The sequence below is a fragment of the Mesorhizobium sp. BR1-1-3 genome, assembly GCF_020165455.1.
Classification (GTDB): domain Bacteria; phylum Pseudomonadota; class Alphaproteobacteria; order Rhizobiales; family Rhizobiaceae; genus Mesorhizobium; species Mesorhizobium ciceri.
The window spans coordinates 1-15,109 of sequence record NZ_JAIUIC010000027.1 but is presented as its reverse complement, the minus strand read 5'-3'; the positions used below and the strand labels follow the sequence as shown (position 1 = coordinate 15,109).

Genomic DNA, 15,109 nt, shown 5'->3' with positions numbered 1-15,109 from the left:
TCCGTAATCGCCGGACTTAGCGTCCGATGCCCAGAATCTGTTCGACCGCGAGGCCCATGAGCTGATCAGCGGTGAAGAAAAAGATCATCGCGATCACTGCGAAGGCCAGAACCATCACCGTCGAGATCATCGTTTCGCGCCGCGACGGCCAAGTCACCTTGGCGGTCTCCGCGCGAACCTGCTGGAGAAAGACGAAAGGATTTGTGGTTTTCGAAGCCATATGCCGCTCTGTCTTCAAGACCCGTTGGCCGGGTCTCCTGGATGATCCCGCTGGCCGGGACGTGCCGCCTGAGCGAATTTCGCGCCGAATCAGCGCAATCATTTCGCCCATGCAAATCAGACGCGTAAAGCCGGTTTCCCAGCTCCACGCGTCGCGTGTCTGTTTCGTCTACATAAAACCGATTCTTGATCCACGCAAGTGGCAAGTCTCCGCTTTATGACCAAACACCGCCTCGGAACCATCCAGTCGTTCCGTCCCGGCTATGGCGCTCTTATGCCCTAATCTACCCTATATGGCAAGCGGGTCGCCGATTTTCAAAGGCCGGACCATGGAAATATCGTTTTGAACGCCATTCCGAAACGGCGAGACTTTGGGTTGAATGCCATTCAGGGAATGGCACGGGCAGCAGGGCTCGAACCTACGACCTGCGGTTTTGGAGACCGCCGCTCTACCAACTGAGCTATGCCCGTACGTGCGCATGTCGGCGCAGCAGGCGCTTCCTAAAAGCTTCCGCACGCTCTGTAAAGAGCGGTTTGCAAGCAAACACGCCTTAACCTCTGCGCCAGAAATCGGGATAGTCGACAACCAGCCCGTTGCGGTCGATTTCAAGTTCCCGCCTGAAGTCGCTGGCGCGCGATTCATAGAGATATCGCCTGCCCTCTTCGAGGCATGTGTAGCGCTGCGGGTTGGCGACGACCGTGAGGGCGGGGAAGTCGATGAAGGCAGTGGTTATCTCGGCACTCTGCCCGGCGGAAAGTTGCAATCGCCGGATCGGCAGCGTGTTGGTGAACGGCGTGATGGTCAGGTCGGGATCGAAAATGCCGTCGAGCTCCGGCATCGGCAGGCCGTCCCTGGTCCAGCGACCATCGCCATCGGCGGAAAGAACAAGCGTGCGGCCGCTACCGATCATATCGACAACGACACGCCTGGCGTGCCAGCCGACATCGCAAACGATGCGGTAACGGACGGCAAAAGGCGTTTGCCCGGAGCAGACTGCGACAGAGTCGGCCGAGACCTCCCCTGCCCGCTCCTGCAGCACCAAATGTTCGAGACCCGGTCCGTCCCACTCGCGCCAACGTATGATCTTCACATCTTCCGGCATCAGCCCAACACCTCCATGGCGACTGGACGCTAGTTTGTACCCGGTGGCTGATAGGGGCCGCCCGGCACACCCCAGCCCCAGGCCGGCATCGGTTCCGTCTGCGGATCGCAGGTTTCGCCGAGATTGGAGTTCATCTTGGCCAGGCGCGATCCCCATTCGACATAGCCCATGAAGGCCGAACGGAATTCCGGATCGTCAGGCAGGCCGACCGCGTCGGCGGCATCGGCCAGGAGGCTGATCCAGCGGCGGCGCTGCTCCTCGGTGAGATGCTTGCCCAGATGGTGCATGACCATCTCGCGGTGGCCGCCGAACTGCTCGCTGTAGGTCTTCGGTCCGCCGAAAACCTCGCCGATGAAGGCCGCGACATGGGCGGGGTGATCCGGCGACATGGTCTTGAACACCGGCCCGACGATCGGGTCCTGCGCCACCTTGTCATAGAAGGTCTGGGTGAGCCGGTTCAAAGCCTCGCTGCCGCCGGCCCATTCGTAGAGTGTCGGGATATCCTGGCCCATTCTCGATCCTCCGCCTGCCTGAAGCCGCCAGCAGCGACGATAGCGGAAAAATCGAAAGCGGCTCAACCTGCCTCGATGGCCAGTTTCGGGCTCCGTCGCCCACTACAATTTGGCCGGCGCGTCAGCCTCGGCATTGGCGGAAGGCCGGATCCGGCAATTCTCGGGTCTTGGCACCGCCTCGCAAATGGTGGCGCCGGTCAGCGCGTCGACCGATTGCAGGCTCGTCGTCAGGCCAACCTTCAGCATCATGTCGGGTTCCAGCCGGCGCTCGACCGAGCGCCGCTCGATCGCCGCGAACAGGGCGGAACTGATCGCCATCTCCTCCAGGTAGGCCTTGACCATCAGCTTTTGCCCCATCGGGTAGAGGCTAAGTCGCGCCTGGGGACCGACAAGCCGCCTGATGCCGCCGGCAAGCATGAACGCGCAGGCCGAATCGCACTCCACGCCCGCATCGATGCTCAGCCCGGCATAGGCGCCCTCCTTGGCCAGGCAATTCCACGCTCCTGGGTCACAGCCGACGAAATCGGTGCGGCCAACGGCGACGTCGAGATTCTTTTCATGGATAAGCCGTCCCGCCGCCAGGGCGCTGAACAGGTCGCCTCCCTTCGAGCTGATCACGACAGGCAGTTGCCGTTTGCCGAGCGTGGCGAGCAGCTGGCGCAGCTTCTGCGGGGTCTGGGGGGTGATCGCGCCTTCCGCCGAGATCCATTCCGGGCAGTCTGGATTGCAGAGCGGATTGGTGCCGCGAACGACAACGAAGCGCATGTCTTCATCGCGCCGCGCCGCCTCGGGTTCGATCGCTGGCGGAGTAGGCCTGGCCGCGGTCGCCATCAGGCCATCAGGCTTGTTCCCCGGCACCTCCCGGCAATTCGTGGCCAGGCGGCCGGGTTCGCACAGGCTCGCCGCGGTCAACAGTCCCACGGCGTCCGTGCTGGTGACCAGCTTCATCGCCAGCATGTCATCGAGGGCGATCTGGTGGATTTCGCTGGCCGGGGTGCCCTTCATCGTTTCGAGCATGCTTTGTTCGATGCCCATCTGATCCAGGTAGGCCGCCAGCTTTTTCTCCACCGACTTGCTCATTTCGTAGGTCTTGTAGCTGCCGGCGTTCTTGCGGCTGACGATCTTCGTGTTGAGGATCTTCTTCTTGCCCCCGACGATCCGGTAGGTGGTCCGGTATTGCAATTTCGTGCGGATGTAGGTCGTGGTGATCTGATGGACGCCGAGATAGGCCCATTCGCCGGCCACTCGCCTGATACCGCCGGCAAACATCAGAGGACAGGCGGAATTGCACATGGCGCCATAGTCGATGACATCGCCGAAGTAGCGGGCGTCACGGTCCTGGCACCCCTTCGCGTCGGGCTGGCAGCTGGAAAACACCGTCTTGCCGATGGCGATATCGAGCTTGTTCTTGCGGATCAGCCGGCCAAGCGTCAGCGCCGCCTCGACATTGCCGCCGGGAGAATCCACGACAACAGGCAGTTTCCGCCCGCCAAGCGTCTTCAGCATGCGTTTGAAGAGCGCCGGAGTTCCGGCTTCTATGGAGCCCTCGGCCGATATCCATTCCGGGCAGATCGGCTCGCACCCCGCTGCGTTGCTGCGGACAATGCCGAACCGCATCGTCGGCCCAAGATCCGGCGCCGCATCCGCCGCGAAGGCTGCCGGGCCTGTGGCAAGCAACGCAATCAGCCAGGTCAGAGCCAGCGGCCACAATGCCCGACGATGAAAATACCGCCTTGGAACCATTTGGAAAAAGCCCCTTGATGCAACCTATACTAGACGAGGTCCAGAGCCTTGCAACAGGGTTCGGCCGACGGGGCGGCAGCCGATAGCCCGGCAAACAAAAAGGGCGGCCCGAAGACCGCCCTTTCTTGTCGATCCGGCGAATGCCGGGCTCGGTTATTCCTTGATGGTGACGACGATGCCGGCACCGACGGTGCGGCCGCCTTCACGGATAGCGAAGCGCAGCTTCTCTTCCATGGCGATCGGCACGATCAGCTCGACATCGACCGTGATGTTGTCGCCCGGCATCACCATCTCGGTGCCTTCCGGCAGCGACACGATGCCGGTCACGTCGGTCGTGCGGAAGTAGAACTGCGGACGGTAGTTGGTGAAGAACGGCGTGTGACGGCCACCTTCGTCCTTGGTCAGGATGTAGGCTTCGGCCACGAACTTCTTGTGCGGCTTCACCGTGCCCGGCTTGGCCAGAACCTGGCCGCGCTCGACACCTTCACGGTCAACGCCGCGCAGCAGCGCGCCGATGTTGTCGCCAGCCTGGCCCTGATCGAGCAGCTTGCGGAACATTTCCACGCCCGTGCAGGTCGTCTTGGTCGTCGGACGGATGCCGATGATCTCGAGTTCCTCGCCGACCTTGACCACGCCGCGCTCGACGCGGCCGGTCACGACCGTGCCGCGGCCCGAGATCGAGAACACGTCTTCGATCGGCATCAGGAACGGCTTGTCGAGCGGACGGACCGGCGTCGGGATGTAGGCATCGACCGCAGCCATCAGCTCGCGGATCGCGTCTTCACCGATCTTCTTGTCCGAGTCTTCGAGAGCAGCCAGAGCCGAACCCTTGACGATCGGAATGTCGTCCCCGGGGAATTCGTTCTTGGTCAGAAGCTCGCGAACCTCGAGCTCGACCAGTTCGAGCAGCTCGGCGTCGTCGACCTGGTCGACCTTGTTCAGGAACACCACGATCGACGGCACGCCGACCTGACGGGCCAGCAGGATGTGCTCGCGGGTCTGCGGCATCGGGCCGTCGGCAGCCGACACGACCAGGATCGCGCCGTCCATCTGCGCGGCGCCGGTGATCATGTTCTTCACATAGTCGGCGTGGCCGGGGCAGTCGACGTGAGCGTAGTGGCGGTTGGCCGTCTCGTATTCGACGTGAGCCGTCGAGATCGTGATGCCGCGCGCCTTCTCTTCAGGGGCAGCGTCGATCTGGTCGTAGCGCTTGTATTCGCCAAAATACTTGGTGATCGCCGCCGTCAGCGACGTCTTGCCATGGTCGACGTGGCCAATCGTGCCGATGTTCACGTGAGGCTTGTTACGCTCGAATTTACCTTTTGCCATTGTCTCTTTCCTTGGACGGCCCGGATCTTCAGTTCGGTCGAAGACCTTCAGTTCAGTCGAATGCGGGGCGATTAGCGACAAAGGCCAAAAAACACAAGCGTCTTTTGGCCGGGTGCCGTCTCACTCAGTCCGAACCATCGATCCGATTGCGGGGATGTGGCGCTGATATAGGAAGGCTCCGGGCAAAATGAAGGGGTAGCGGGCCGACCGATCGAGGCCGCGAAAGCGCCGGCTTGCTTGCCCGGCCCTGTCTGAATCATGGCCAGGCCATGGACCATTGCCGCCGCCATCCGCCTCTGATCTTGTGGCCGGATGCATTTCATTCCTGCCTCTGTCCGCGGCCCGCTGTTCATGATCGTCTCGACGGGGTCGTATCTCGTCAACGATACAATGATGAAGCTCGCGACGGCGGGCCTGCCGTCTTATGAGGTGCTGTTTCTGCGGGGTGCCGCGGCGGCCCTCTGGGGCTTCCCGCTGCTGTTCGCGCTGGGCTACGGCAAGCAGATCCCGCTGATCTTCGACAAGCGCGTCCTGAGCCGGAACGTGCTCGAGCTGGCGGCGATCCTTTGCTATGTGGTCGCGCTCGCCAACATGCAGATCGCCGATTCCACCGCGCTCGGCCAGATCACGCCGCTCTTGATGCTGGTTGGCTCCTCGATCCTGTTTGGGGAGCGGATCGGCGGCCGGCGCATGGCGCTGATCGGGCTCGGCTTCGTCGGCGCGCTGATGGTGGCGCAGCCGACCATGCAAGGCATTTCGGTCTATGCCCTGCTGGCACTCGGCAACGCAGCCCTTGCAGCGGCGCGCGACCTAGCCGGCCGGCGGGTCTCGGCCGAGGTGCCGGGGATGATCGTGGCGATTTCCGCCGTCGTGGTGGTGCTGATCGGCGCCGGCGCCGCGCATCTTGTTTCCGAGCGCTGGGTCATGCCCGGGGCGCATCACCTGCTGCTGATGGCAGGTGCTGGATTTTTCCTGATCTTCGGCCATTTCTTCATCTTCATGGCCTATCGCGTCGGACCGACCAGCGCCGTGGCGCCGTTCTACTATTGCTTCACCGTCTGGGCGGTCATTTCGGGCCTGCTGGTGTTCGGGCAATTCCCCAACACACTGGCGATCTGTGGCATCCTGCTGGTCGTCGGCAGCGGGCTGACCATCGTGTCGCTGGATCAGCGCCAGCGCCGGTTGGCCGTCGTCGCCTAGCCTCGTTTCATTGCGGGAACGCCGATCTTTGTTTTCGGCGCCCCGATGCCATAGGCAAGCCACTGCCGGGCATACCGGCCTGAAGCCGGTCTTGCCTTCAGAAACTCGAAACCTCAGACGATCCGCAGGCGCCTAAAGCGTCCGCCTTGCGCTGAACTGATGGTAGGCCCACAGAACAACCACCGCCCCGATGACGGCAACGATCAGGCTGTAGATGTTGAGACCGGTGACGCCCGATGCGCCGAAGGCACTGAAGATCAGCCCGCCGACAATGGCGCCGACGATGCCCAGCACGATATCCATTATGACACCCTGGCCGGTCTTGTTGACGATCTTGCTGCCTATGAAGCCGGCGACCACGCCGAGAATGATCCAGCTGATGATACCCATTTTTTCCTCTCCATCCCCTCGCCAGCCGAACATTTTCATATGATTGTCAAAACCTCAAGCCAGCTTGAAATTCCGCCCGAATGCTTCATTGTTGAGGAGGGGTCGGGCCTTGGTCGCTATGGAGGATCCACGATGGGACTTTTTGACAACGCCGTTCCCGGCGGCAACATCACCAAACCTCTGATGATCGCACTCGGCGCATTGCTGGTCGGCAAGATGCTGAGCGGCAGAAGTGCCGAAGAGCCGGAACAGTCTCCCGCGCCCGCTCCGACCGCCCCCGTCCCGACGGAAACCACATCCGCCGACGGTGGCCTGCTGGGCGGCCTGGGCGGACTGCTCGAAAAGCTCCGGGACGCCGGTCACGGCAACACCGCGGACTCCTGGGTCGGAACCGGCCAGAACCAGTCGATCAACGCCAACGATCTTGGCGCCGCGATCGGACCGCAGATCATCCGCGAGATCGCGCAACGGACCGGACTGGACGAGCAGGAACTGCTCAAGCAACTGTCCACCGCCCTGCCCGGCATCGTCGACAAGCTGACGCCGAACGGCCAGGTGCCGCAGCAGCACCAGGTCGCATCCGCGTTCAACAGCTGACGCGGCGCAGCCACGACAATTGGAGCGCTGCGCTTCGTGCGCAGTGCTTCGGCTTGCCGGTGATGGGATGAGTGTCTGGAGCGGGTAGCGGGAATCGAACCCGCATATTCAGCTTGGAAGGCTGCTGCTCTACCACTGAGCTATACCCGCGCCTTACCTGAAGTACCGGATTCATCCGAAAAGCGCCATGCACTTTTCGGTCCGATTCTTGTCGCGTTTCAGGGCTTCCGGGCCGGCAGTGGTGGAGAGGGTTGGATTCGAACCAACGTAAGCTAAGCTAACGGATTTACAGTCCGTCCCCTTTAACCACTCGGGCACCTCTCCAGTCTGCCGCCGGAGCCATGCAACGAGGCATTCGCGCCGATCCGGACCCGAGTTATGTGTTCTCCGAAACCAGCGCAGCGCCTTATGGCGGCAAGGCCATTGGGTGTCAACCGCGCAGCCAGCGTTTTTCGATGTTGTTCGCCGGCTGTGACGGCGGGCCATATCCTTGGCCGGAGGACACCGCTATAGAAGCCAGCCATGAGCGATAAAACCAACACCCCCAAAGACACCCATTACGCCAAGCTGCGCCGCGCCTATCGCGACGAGAAAAGCGGCGGCGCGCCGGCGTTCCGGCCTCGACAGCCGGTTCCGCCGGGCGAAAATGCCGCGGACGGACTGGTGCGGCTCTACGGCCTGCACACGGTTCGCGCCGCACTCGACAATCCGCGCCGCAAGATCAGGAAGATGCTGGTGACGCGCAATGCGGCCGAGCGCCTCGAAATCGCCGATCTCGCCGCCCTGCCCTTCAAGACGGAACTGGTCGAACCCAGGGATATCGACAAGATCACAGGGTCGGATGCCGTGCATCAGGGTGTGCTGATCGAGGCCGAGCCGCTTAAAGCCAAGCGGCTCGATGCGCTTGGTGACGCGAAGCTGGTGCTGGTGCTCGACCAGATCACCGACCCGCACAATGTCGGCGCCATCCTGCGCTCGGCGGTCGCCTTCGGCGCCGGCGCGCTGATCACCACCGCCCGCCACAGCCCGCAGGAATCGGGCGTGCTGGCGAAATCCGCCTCCGGCGCGCTGGAGCACATCGACCAGATCGAGGTGAAGAACCTCGCCGAAGCGCTCGGCCAGCTGCACGAGGCCGGCTTTCGCACCATCGGACTTGATTCGGACGCGCCGGCCGAACTCGAAAAGAGCTTTGCCGGAGAAAAGATCGCCCTGGTGCTGGGCGCCGAAGGCAAAGGCCTGCGCCAGAAGACCCGCGAGACGGTGACCACGCTGGCGCGGCTCGACATGCCCGGCGCCATCCATTCGCTCAACGTATCGAATGCCGCGGCGATCAGCCTTTACGTGGCACGGGCATTTTTGAAGCGCGGCTAAGCCAAAAAACATCTCGACGAGAAACGGGTCCCGACAGACGTCGGAACCCGTTCTTCGATGGGCCAGGAGTTGGCGGCTTGGGAACGTTGCGCCGCCCTCTCCTGACCTATGCCGCTTTGCCCCGGGTGCCGGCTGCCTCGCTGCCGACCTCGAAATCGGCCATCCTCTCAAGCGCCCTGACCAGTGCCGAATGATCCTCCTTGGCGCCGCCATTGGCCGCGCAGGCGTTGAACAGTTGCTGCGTGGTCGACGTGTTGGGCAGCGACACGCCGAGCGCTTTCGCGCCCTCCAGCGCGAGGTTCAGATCCTTCTGGTGCAGTTCGATCCGAAAACCCGGGGCGAAGGTGCGCTTGACCATACGCTCGCCATGCACTTCCAGAATGCGCGAAGCCGCCAGCCCGCCCATCAGCGCCTGCCTGACCTTGGCCGGATCCGCGCCGGCTTTCGAAGCAAAAACAAGCGCTTCGGCGACGGCTTCAATAGTCAGCGCGACGACGATCTGGTTGGCCACCTTGGTGGTCTGGCCAACGCCGTTGGGCCCGACCAGGGTGATGTTCTTGCCCATCTTCTCGAACACGGGCTTGGCGCGCTCGAAGGGTTTCTCCTCGCCGCCGACCATGATGGTGAGCGACGCCGCCTTGGCGCCAACCTCGCCGCCCGAGACCGGCGCGTCGAGATAGTCGCAGCCTAGATCATTGATTTTCCTGGCAAAAATCTTGGTCTCGATCGGTGAGATCGAGCTCATGTCGATGACCAGCTTGCCTTTGGTCAGACCGGACGCGACGCCGTTCTCGTGAAACAGCACATCGGCGACCTGCGGTGTGTCGGGCACCATCAGAATGATGATGTCGGCGGCCTTCGCCACGGCAGCATGGCCGGTGACTGACGTTAGGCCCTTGGCGACGAGATCGGCTGAGAGTTTCGATCGATGGTCGCTGGCTATGACCCTGTAGCCCGCGTCCAACAGGTGCCCCGCCATCGGTGCGCCCATGATGCCGAGGCCGATGAAGCCGATGGTTTCCATTTTGGTTCTCCAGTTGCTTGTGTGAAACGCCCCCCTCATCCGGCCGCTAGCGCGGCCATCTTCCCCCGAGGGGAGAAGAGAATGCCGACGTTGGTGCCTGTCTCTTCTCCCCACCGGGGAGAAGGTGGCCCGAAGGTCCGGATGAGGGGGCGCGGCGTTGGCTAGGCCGCAGCACTTCCCTGCCCGGCTAATGCTTGAAACCACCCCAGCCCAGCCTCCGTCCCGGCCTTCGGCTTGTATTCCGCCCCGATCCACCCGGAATAGCCGATGCGGTCGATGTGCTCGTACAGGAAGGGAAAATTGATCTCGCCCGTCCCCGGCTCGTGACGGCCTGGATTGTCCGCAAGCTGGATATGCGCGATGCGGTCGAGGTTTACCTCGATGGTACGGGCGAGATCCCCCTCCATGATCTGCATGTGATAGATGTCGTATTGCAGGAACAGGTTCTTCGACCCGACACGGTCGATAAGCGCCAGCGCCTGATCGGAATAGTTGAGAAAGAAGCCCGGGATATCGCGCGTGTTGATCGGCTCGATCAGCAGCCTGATGCCGGCCTGCTCCAGCTTTTCCGCCGCGAAGGCGAGGTTTTCGGCAAAGACGTCCTCCAGCACCTTGCGGTCGGCGCCGGTGGGCGCGATGCCGGCCAGGCAATTGACCTGCTGGCAGCCGAGCGCCTGCGCATAGGTGACCGCCTTGGCGATGCCCTGGCGGAATTCCGGCACGCGGTCCGGCAGCACGGCAATGCCGCGTTCGCCCTTGCCCCAGTCGCCGGCCGGCAGGTTGAACAGCACCTGGGTCAGGCCGTTCTTCTTCAGCCGGGCGGCGACGACATCGGGCGCATGGTCATAGGGGCCGATATATTCGACGCCCTTGAAGCCGGCGCGGGCGGCGGCATCGAAACGGTCGAGGAACTCATGCTCGCCAAAGAGCATCGAAAGATTGGCTGAAAAACGCGGCATTCTTTTTCTCCTTTTCTCCGCCAAGCCTAATCCAGCATGACGATCGACGTCGGCGCATCTTCGTGGCTCTCGGCAAGGTCCTCGAATTCGGTGATCTTGTCGATCTCGGTGCCCATCGAGATGTTGGTGACGCGTTCGAGGATGAATTCGAGGACAACCGGAACCCGGTGTTCTTTCATCAACCGCTGCGCCTCCTTGAAGGCACCGGCGAACTCTTCCGGCTTGCGCACCCTGACCGCCTTGCAGCCCATCGCCTCGGCGACGGCAACATGGTCGACGCCGTAGCCGGCCTCGGGATCGCCTGCCCGGTTGATGTTCTCGAAGGCAAGGTCGACCTCGAAGTCCATCGAGAAACCCCGCTGCGCCTGGCGGATCAGGCCGAGATAGGCGTTGTTCACGACGACATGGAGATAGGGCAGCTTGTGCTGGGCGCCGACCGCCAGTTCCTCGATCATGAACTGGAAATCATAGTCGCCCGACAGCGCCACGATGGTCCGGTCGGGATCGGCGGCGCGCACGCCAAGGGCAGCCGGCAAGGTCCAGCCGAGCGGGCCGGCCTGGCCGCAATTGATCCAGTTGCGCGGCTTGTAGACATGCAGGAACTGCGCGCCGGCGATCTGCGACAGGCCGATCGTGGTGACGTAGGTGACGTCGCGGCCGAACGCCTTGTTCATCTCCTCATAGACACGCTGCGGCTTCAGCGGCACCTGGTCGAAATGCGTCTTGCGCTTCATCGTCTTCTTGCGAGCCTGGCATTCCTTCGCCCAGCCGGACCAGTCGCGCAGTCTGCCTGCCGTCTTCCACTCGGTGGCGACGTCGAGCAGCATCTTCAGCGCAGCACCAGCATCCGAAACGACGCCGAGATCCGGCGCGAAGACGCGGCCGATCTGCGTCGGCTCGATGTCGACATGGACGAATTTTTTGCCCTTGGTATAGACATCGACGGAGCCGGTGTGACGGTTGGCCCAGCGGTTGCCGATGCCGAAGACGAAATCGGCTTCCAGCATCGTCGCATTGCCATAGCGGTGCGAGGTCTGCAGCCCGCACATGCCGGCCATCAGCCGGTGGTCGTCGGGGATCGCGCCCCAGCCCATCAAGGTCGGGATGACCGGCACGCCTGAAATTTCCGCGAATTCGATCAGCAGGTCCGACGCATCGGCGTTTATGATGCCGCCGCCGGCGACGATCAGCGGCTTTTCGGCGGCGTTGAGCATCGTCAACGCCTTTTCGGCCTGGGCGCGCGTCATGGCCGGCTTGAACGGCGTCAACGGCTCATAGGCATCGATGTCGAATTCGATCTCGGCCAGCTGGACGTCGACCGGCAGGTCGATCAGCACCGGACCCGGCCGCGACGAGCGCATCAGGTGAAAGGCCTTCTGCAGCGCCATGGGGACGAGATAGGGCTCCATGACCGTGACCGCCCATTTGGCGACCGGCGCGGCAATGGCTGATATGTCGACGGCCTGGAAATCCTCCTTGTTCAGCCGCGCCCGCGGCGCCTGGCCGGTGATGCACAGGATCGGAATGGAATCAGCGGCGGCCGAATAGAGCCCGGTGATCATGTCGGTGCCGGCCGGACCCGAAGTGCCGATGCACAGGCCGATATTGCCTGCCTTGGCCCGGGTAAAGCCTTCCGCCATGTGCGAGGCGCCCTCGACGTGACGGGCAAGCACGTGGCGGATCGTTCCCCTCGCCTTCAGCGCCGAATAGAACGGATTGATCGCCGCGCCCGGCACGCCGAAAGCGCAGGAAATGCCTTCCTTTTCGAGAACGAGAACCGCGGCATCGACAGCGCGCATCCTGGCCATTTTCCAGCCCTCCACGGGGTTTGTCATTGTTGGATTGGCTGAGGATGCCAGCACGCCGGCTATTTTTCAATTTTTTCAGAATATTTTTTCATTTCTAGAAAACGACGGCTATACCCTGATTTTGTTGGATTTTCCGTTTTCCAGCAATTCGGCCGGCGATATCAGTGAAAAATTTTTTCATTGTGCATTTGGCGAAATCGGTCGAGAATGACGCCATGGAAACCACGGAAAAACGCCAGCGCGGCCGGCCGCGCGCTTTCAACGGGCCCTCGGAGGCCAGTTCGGTGCAGTCGCTCGATCGGGCGCTGAGAATCCTGGCCATTGTCGCCGAAGGCAGCGGCCTGTCGCTGAGCGAAATATCGGCACAGAGCGGGCTTGCCGCCTCCACCGCCTACCGCATGCTGACGACGCTGCAAAACCACGGAATGGTCGAATTCGACACATCAGACCAGTTGTGGTCGATCGGCGTCGAGACCTACCGTATGGGCGCGGCCTTCCTGCGCCGCCGCAAGCTGGTCGACCGCGCGCGTGTCGTCATGCAGGAGCTGATGGAGAGAACCGGCGAGACCGCCAATCTCGGCGTCGCCGAGGACGATTGCGTGGTCTTCGTCAGCCAGGTCGAGACGCATCAGGCGATCCGCGCCTTCTTCCGGCCGGGCACGCGCAGCCCCTTCCATGCGTCCGGCATCGGCAAGGCGGTGCTGGCGCATCTCGAGCCGGAGCGCGTCGGAACCATGCTGCGCAAGGCAGGCCTGCAGCGCTTCACCGACAGGACGCTGTCCGACATTTCGGCGCTTGCCCACGATCTGGCGCGGATCAAGCAGCGCGGCTGGTCGGTCGACGACGAGGAGCGGCACCCCGGCATGCGTTGCGTGGCAGCCGCCATCTTCAACGAATTCGGCGAGCCGATCGGCGGCGTTTCCGTGTCGGGGCCGACGGTGCGGGTGACGCCGGAGCGGCTGGCCGAGATCGGCCCGCTGGTGCGCGATGCAGCAGCCGAGGTGACCAGGATGATCGGCGGCGTGCGAGCCGGCTGATCAGCCCGCCCCGGGCAGCGCGCTCCTGGTCGCGATATCGAAGAAATCGAGAAGGATGGCCATGCCGACGCCGCAGGCGGTGAATATCAGGCCGGCCATGAAGATGCGGTTGGCGCGTTCATAGATGCGCCGCTGCAGGCATTTCGTGTCGAGCAGCAGCGAGAGCGCCCGCATCTGCAAGGCAATGCCGGCCAGGATCGGCAGGACGGCGACAAGATGGTAGGTCTGCCACGGGATCGGGTTGGCGGCCCAATGGGTGATGAAGCCCAGCGAAAACGCCAGCAGGATGCCGACGGTGGTGACGGTGCCGTTGCGGAAAACCGTTTCGACCAGGTCTTCCCTGGGGTCCTGCTCGTCCAAGGGTCTCTCCCCGCGTTCGCGGTCCAGAATAGACGCTCGGAAAATCTCTGTACACTGTCCGATCTGTCGCCGGACCAATCCCTTCAGTTCTGCGCTGAAGCGGCCGATGGAGCACGCACCGCTACCATCCAGACAACAGAAGAGGGGCTCGCATGGGCCCCTCTGTTGCTGAACGGGTCCTCCCCTCAGAGACGGCAATAGTGGCGGTATCCGTCGTGGCCGAGATAGGTATCGGAGCCCGCGTCGTAGCTGGCATAGCGATCGTAGCAGCGGCGGACATGCCACGAGCCACCGCCTTCGTCGACATAGACGGTGCGCGGCTGGGCGAGCAGGCTGCCGAGGACGAAGCCGCCGACGCCGGCAGCAATGCCGATGCCGATTTCGCGGTTGTGGTGATGGCTGTGGGCGGCCGAAGGCTGCACGGTGCCGGCCAGCGTGGCGGCGGCGACGGCGGTGGCGATAAGGCCGGAAACGAGTGTGTTCTTGAACATGACGATCTCCTTGCTTCGTTGACCGAGGCGATCCATCCGCCTCTTGATCATCTGTCGTCGCAGCCAGGAAAAAGGTTCGAACTTTTTTTGATTTTTCTGAGATCCGGGAAATCGGATGGACCGAGGTCCACGCTGACGGCGACTGGAAGAGGTTGGAGAGGACGTTGATGCGGCCAATCTCCCCCATTTGCTGGGGCTACGCCATGCACATACCCGCTATGACTGGGGTGACTGATCGGCCCGAGGCCCGATTGCCGCGTGGGTCCCCCAATCCGTCGCTGCTTCGCAGCGCTACCTTTCCCCCCCTCCGGAGGGAAAGGTAAGGAGCGTTGCTGGGCGAGCGGTGGCTCGGCGAAGCCGAGACGGAGCGGGACCAGCGCCGCATAGGCAATGCATGCGCCAAGCAGCCATGCACTCTATCGCCAAAGAGCAGTTGCTTGGAAATGTGTGCATGCCGTAGCTTGCGGGGATCAGCAGCTTTGCCGCCCTACTTCACAAGGTGATCGCCGAACGCAAAAAGGGCGGCCGAAGCCGCCCTCTTGGGGAATTGGGTCCCTCCATCAAAGGAAAATGATCACCCTGCCGTGCCTGTGGTGATGGTTGTGGTGGTGGTTGTAGTGCTTCCACCAGAACTTCTTGAAGTGCTTCTTGTGATGGTTGTGGTGGTGATGATGATGGCCATGCATGCCGTGGGCTGACGACGTGCCGACAGTGCCGGCGAGCGCGCCGGTGGCGACGAAGATGGCGACGAGGCCCGAGGTAAGAGTGCGCTTGAACATGATGATCTCCTGGATCTTTTGATCGAGGCGACCCATTCGCCTCTGACCATCAGTCGGCGCGGCGCAGCAAAAGGTTCGATAGGTGGAGGAGATTTTTTGTGGGGTGCCGCTGACGCCAGCGCGGCGACGGCAAGGACACCAATGACCCGTCGCCCCCTATTCCCCTATTCCCCTATTCCCCTATTCC

General features: G+C 62.7%; 16 protein-coding genes and 3 tRNA genes. 4 read left to right on the top strand and 15 right to left on the bottom strand.

Going from position 1 to position 15,109, the window contains the following annotated elements:
• Positions 1–16 precede the first annotated feature (16 nt).
• From secE to tuf, 6 genes are all read right to left on the bottom strand, one after another.
• Positions 17–220 carry a preprotein translocase subunit SecE gene (gene secE, locus LB559_RS32265; protein ID WP_013531408.1) on the bottom strand — a complete coding sequence of 68 codons (204 nt, stop codon included), beginning with the start codon at positions 218–220 and terminating at the stop codon, positions 17–19.
• 394 nt (positions 221–614) lie between these two features.
• A tRNA-Trp gene (locus LB559_RS32260) sits at positions 615–690 on the bottom strand.
• Between the two features lie 80 nt (positions 691–770).
• The gene (locus tag LB559_RS32255; RefSeq protein WP_224675867.1) at positions 771–1,322 is read right to left on the bottom strand and encodes a putative glycolipid-binding domain-containing protein; all 552 of its coding nucleotides are present in this window, start codon (positions 1,320–1,322) and stop codon (positions 771–773) included.
• Positions 1,323–1,351: 29 nt separating this feature from the next.
• On the bottom strand, positions 1,352–1,834 hold the full coding sequence (locus tag LB559_RS32250) for a group II truncated hemoglobin (protein ID WP_013531406.1): 483 nt from the start codon (positions 1,832–1,834) through the stop codon (positions 1,352–1,354).
• Between the two features lie 102 nt (positions 1,835–1,936).
• Positions 1,937–3,577 (bottom strand): hypothetical protein, encoded by a 1,641-nt coding sequence (locus LB559_RS32245; RefSeq protein WP_224675866.1) that lies wholly within the window; start codon positions 3,575–3,577, stop codon positions 1,937–1,939.
• A 153-nt stretch (positions 3,578–3,730) separates the two neighbouring features.
• Positions 3,731–4,906, bottom strand: coding sequence for an elongation factor Tu (gene tuf / locus LB559_RS32240; protein WP_013531404.1), 1,176 nt, complete (start codon positions 4,904–4,906; stop codon positions 3,731–3,733).
• 312 nt (positions 4,907–5,218) lie between these two features.
• Here tuf and LB559_RS32235 point away from each other — a divergent pair, with 312 nt between their 5' ends.
• The gene (locus LB559_RS32235) at positions 5,219–6,106 is read left to right on the top strand and encodes a DMT family transporter (RefSeq protein ID WP_024505803.1); all 888 of its coding nucleotides are present in this window, start codon (positions 5,219–5,221) and stop codon (positions 6,104–6,106) included.
• 132 nt (positions 6,107–6,238) lie between these two features.
• Here LB559_RS32235 and LB559_RS32230 read toward each other — a convergent pair whose 3' ends face one another.
• Positions 6,239–6,496, bottom strand: coding sequence for a GlsB/YeaQ/YmgE family stress response membrane protein (locus tag LB559_RS32230; protein ID WP_013531402.1), 258 nt, complete (start codon positions 6,494–6,496; stop codon positions 6,239–6,241).
• Positions 6,497–6,628: 132 nt separating this feature from the next.
• Between LB559_RS32230 and LB559_RS32225 the strand changes: the two genes are divergently transcribed.
• Positions 6,629–7,093, top strand: a complete 465-nt coding sequence (locus LB559_RS32225) for a YidB family protein (protein WP_013531401.1) — start codon at positions 6,629–6,631, stop codon at positions 7,091–7,093.
• A 76-nt stretch (positions 7,094–7,169) separates the two neighbouring features.
• On the opposite strand, the gene LB559_RS32220 is transcribed toward LB559_RS32225, so the two are convergent.
• Positions 7,170–7,243, bottom strand: a tRNA-Gly gene (locus tag LB559_RS32220).
• 89 nt (positions 7,244–7,332) lie between these two features.
• Positions 7,333–7,417 (bottom strand) — tRNA-Tyr (locus LB559_RS32215).
• Positions 7,418–7,615: 198 nt separating this feature from the next.
• Between LB559_RS32215 and rlmB the strand changes: the two genes are divergently transcribed.
• Positions 7,616–8,464: a 23S rRNA (guanosine(2251)-2'-O)-methyltransferase RlmB gene (rlmB, locus tag LB559_RS32210; RefSeq protein ID WP_027163677.1), complete on the top strand. Its 849-nt coding sequence runs from the start codon at positions 7,616–7,618 to the stop codon at positions 8,462–8,464.
• 106 nt (positions 8,465–8,570) lie between these two features.
• Here the strand turns inward: rlmB and LB559_RS32205 are convergent, their stop codons facing one another.
• From LB559_RS32205 to gcl, 3 genes are all read right to left on the bottom strand, one after another.
• Positions 8,571–9,527, bottom strand: a complete 957-nt coding sequence (locus LB559_RS32205) for a 2-hydroxy-3-oxopropionate reductase (protein ID WP_224675865.1) — start codon at positions 9,525–9,527, stop codon at positions 8,571–8,573.
• 122 nt (positions 9,528–9,649) lie between these two features.
• The gene (otnI, locus tag LB559_RS32200) at positions 9,650–10,447 is read right to left on the bottom strand and encodes a 2-oxo-tetronate isomerase (RefSeq protein ID WP_224675864.1); all 798 of its coding nucleotides are present in this window, start codon (positions 10,445–10,447) and stop codon (positions 9,650–9,652) included.
• Positions 10,448–10,473: 26 nt separating this feature from the next.
• Positions 10,474–12,255 (bottom strand): glyoxylate carboligase, encoded by a 1,782-nt coding sequence (gcl, locus tag LB559_RS32195; protein WP_224675863.1) that lies wholly within the window; start codon positions 12,253–12,255, stop codon positions 10,474–10,476.
• Between the two features lie 215 nt (positions 12,256–12,470).
• Between gcl and bhcR the strand changes: the two genes are divergently transcribed.
• Positions 12,471–13,292 carry an HTH-type transcriptional regulator BhcR gene (gene bhcR / locus LB559_RS32190; protein ID WP_063170248.1) on the top strand — a complete coding sequence of 274 codons (822 nt, stop codon included), beginning with the start codon at positions 12,471–12,473 and terminating at the stop codon, positions 13,290–13,292.
• On the opposite strand, the gene LB559_RS32185 is transcribed toward bhcR, so the two are convergent.
• From LB559_RS32185 to LB559_RS32175, 3 genes are all read right to left on the bottom strand, one after another.
• A complete protein-coding gene (locus tag LB559_RS32185; protein WP_013531395.1) occupies positions 13,293–13,652 on the bottom strand; it encodes a hypothetical protein in 360 nt (119 codons plus the stop codon). It lies immediately after the preceding gene.
• 185 nt (positions 13,653–13,837) lie between these two features.
• Entirely contained in the window at positions 13,838–14,143 is a 306-nt protein-coding gene (locus tag LB559_RS32180) for a BA14K family protein (RefSeq protein WP_224675862.1), read from the bottom strand.
• A 560-nt stretch (positions 14,144–14,703) separates the two neighbouring features.
• Positions 14,704–14,922: a hypothetical protein gene (locus LB559_RS32175; protein WP_013531393.1), complete on the bottom strand. Its 219-nt coding sequence runs from the start codon at positions 14,920–14,922 to the stop codon at positions 14,704–14,706.
• Between the last annotated feature and the right edge of the window lie 187 nt (positions 14,923–15,109).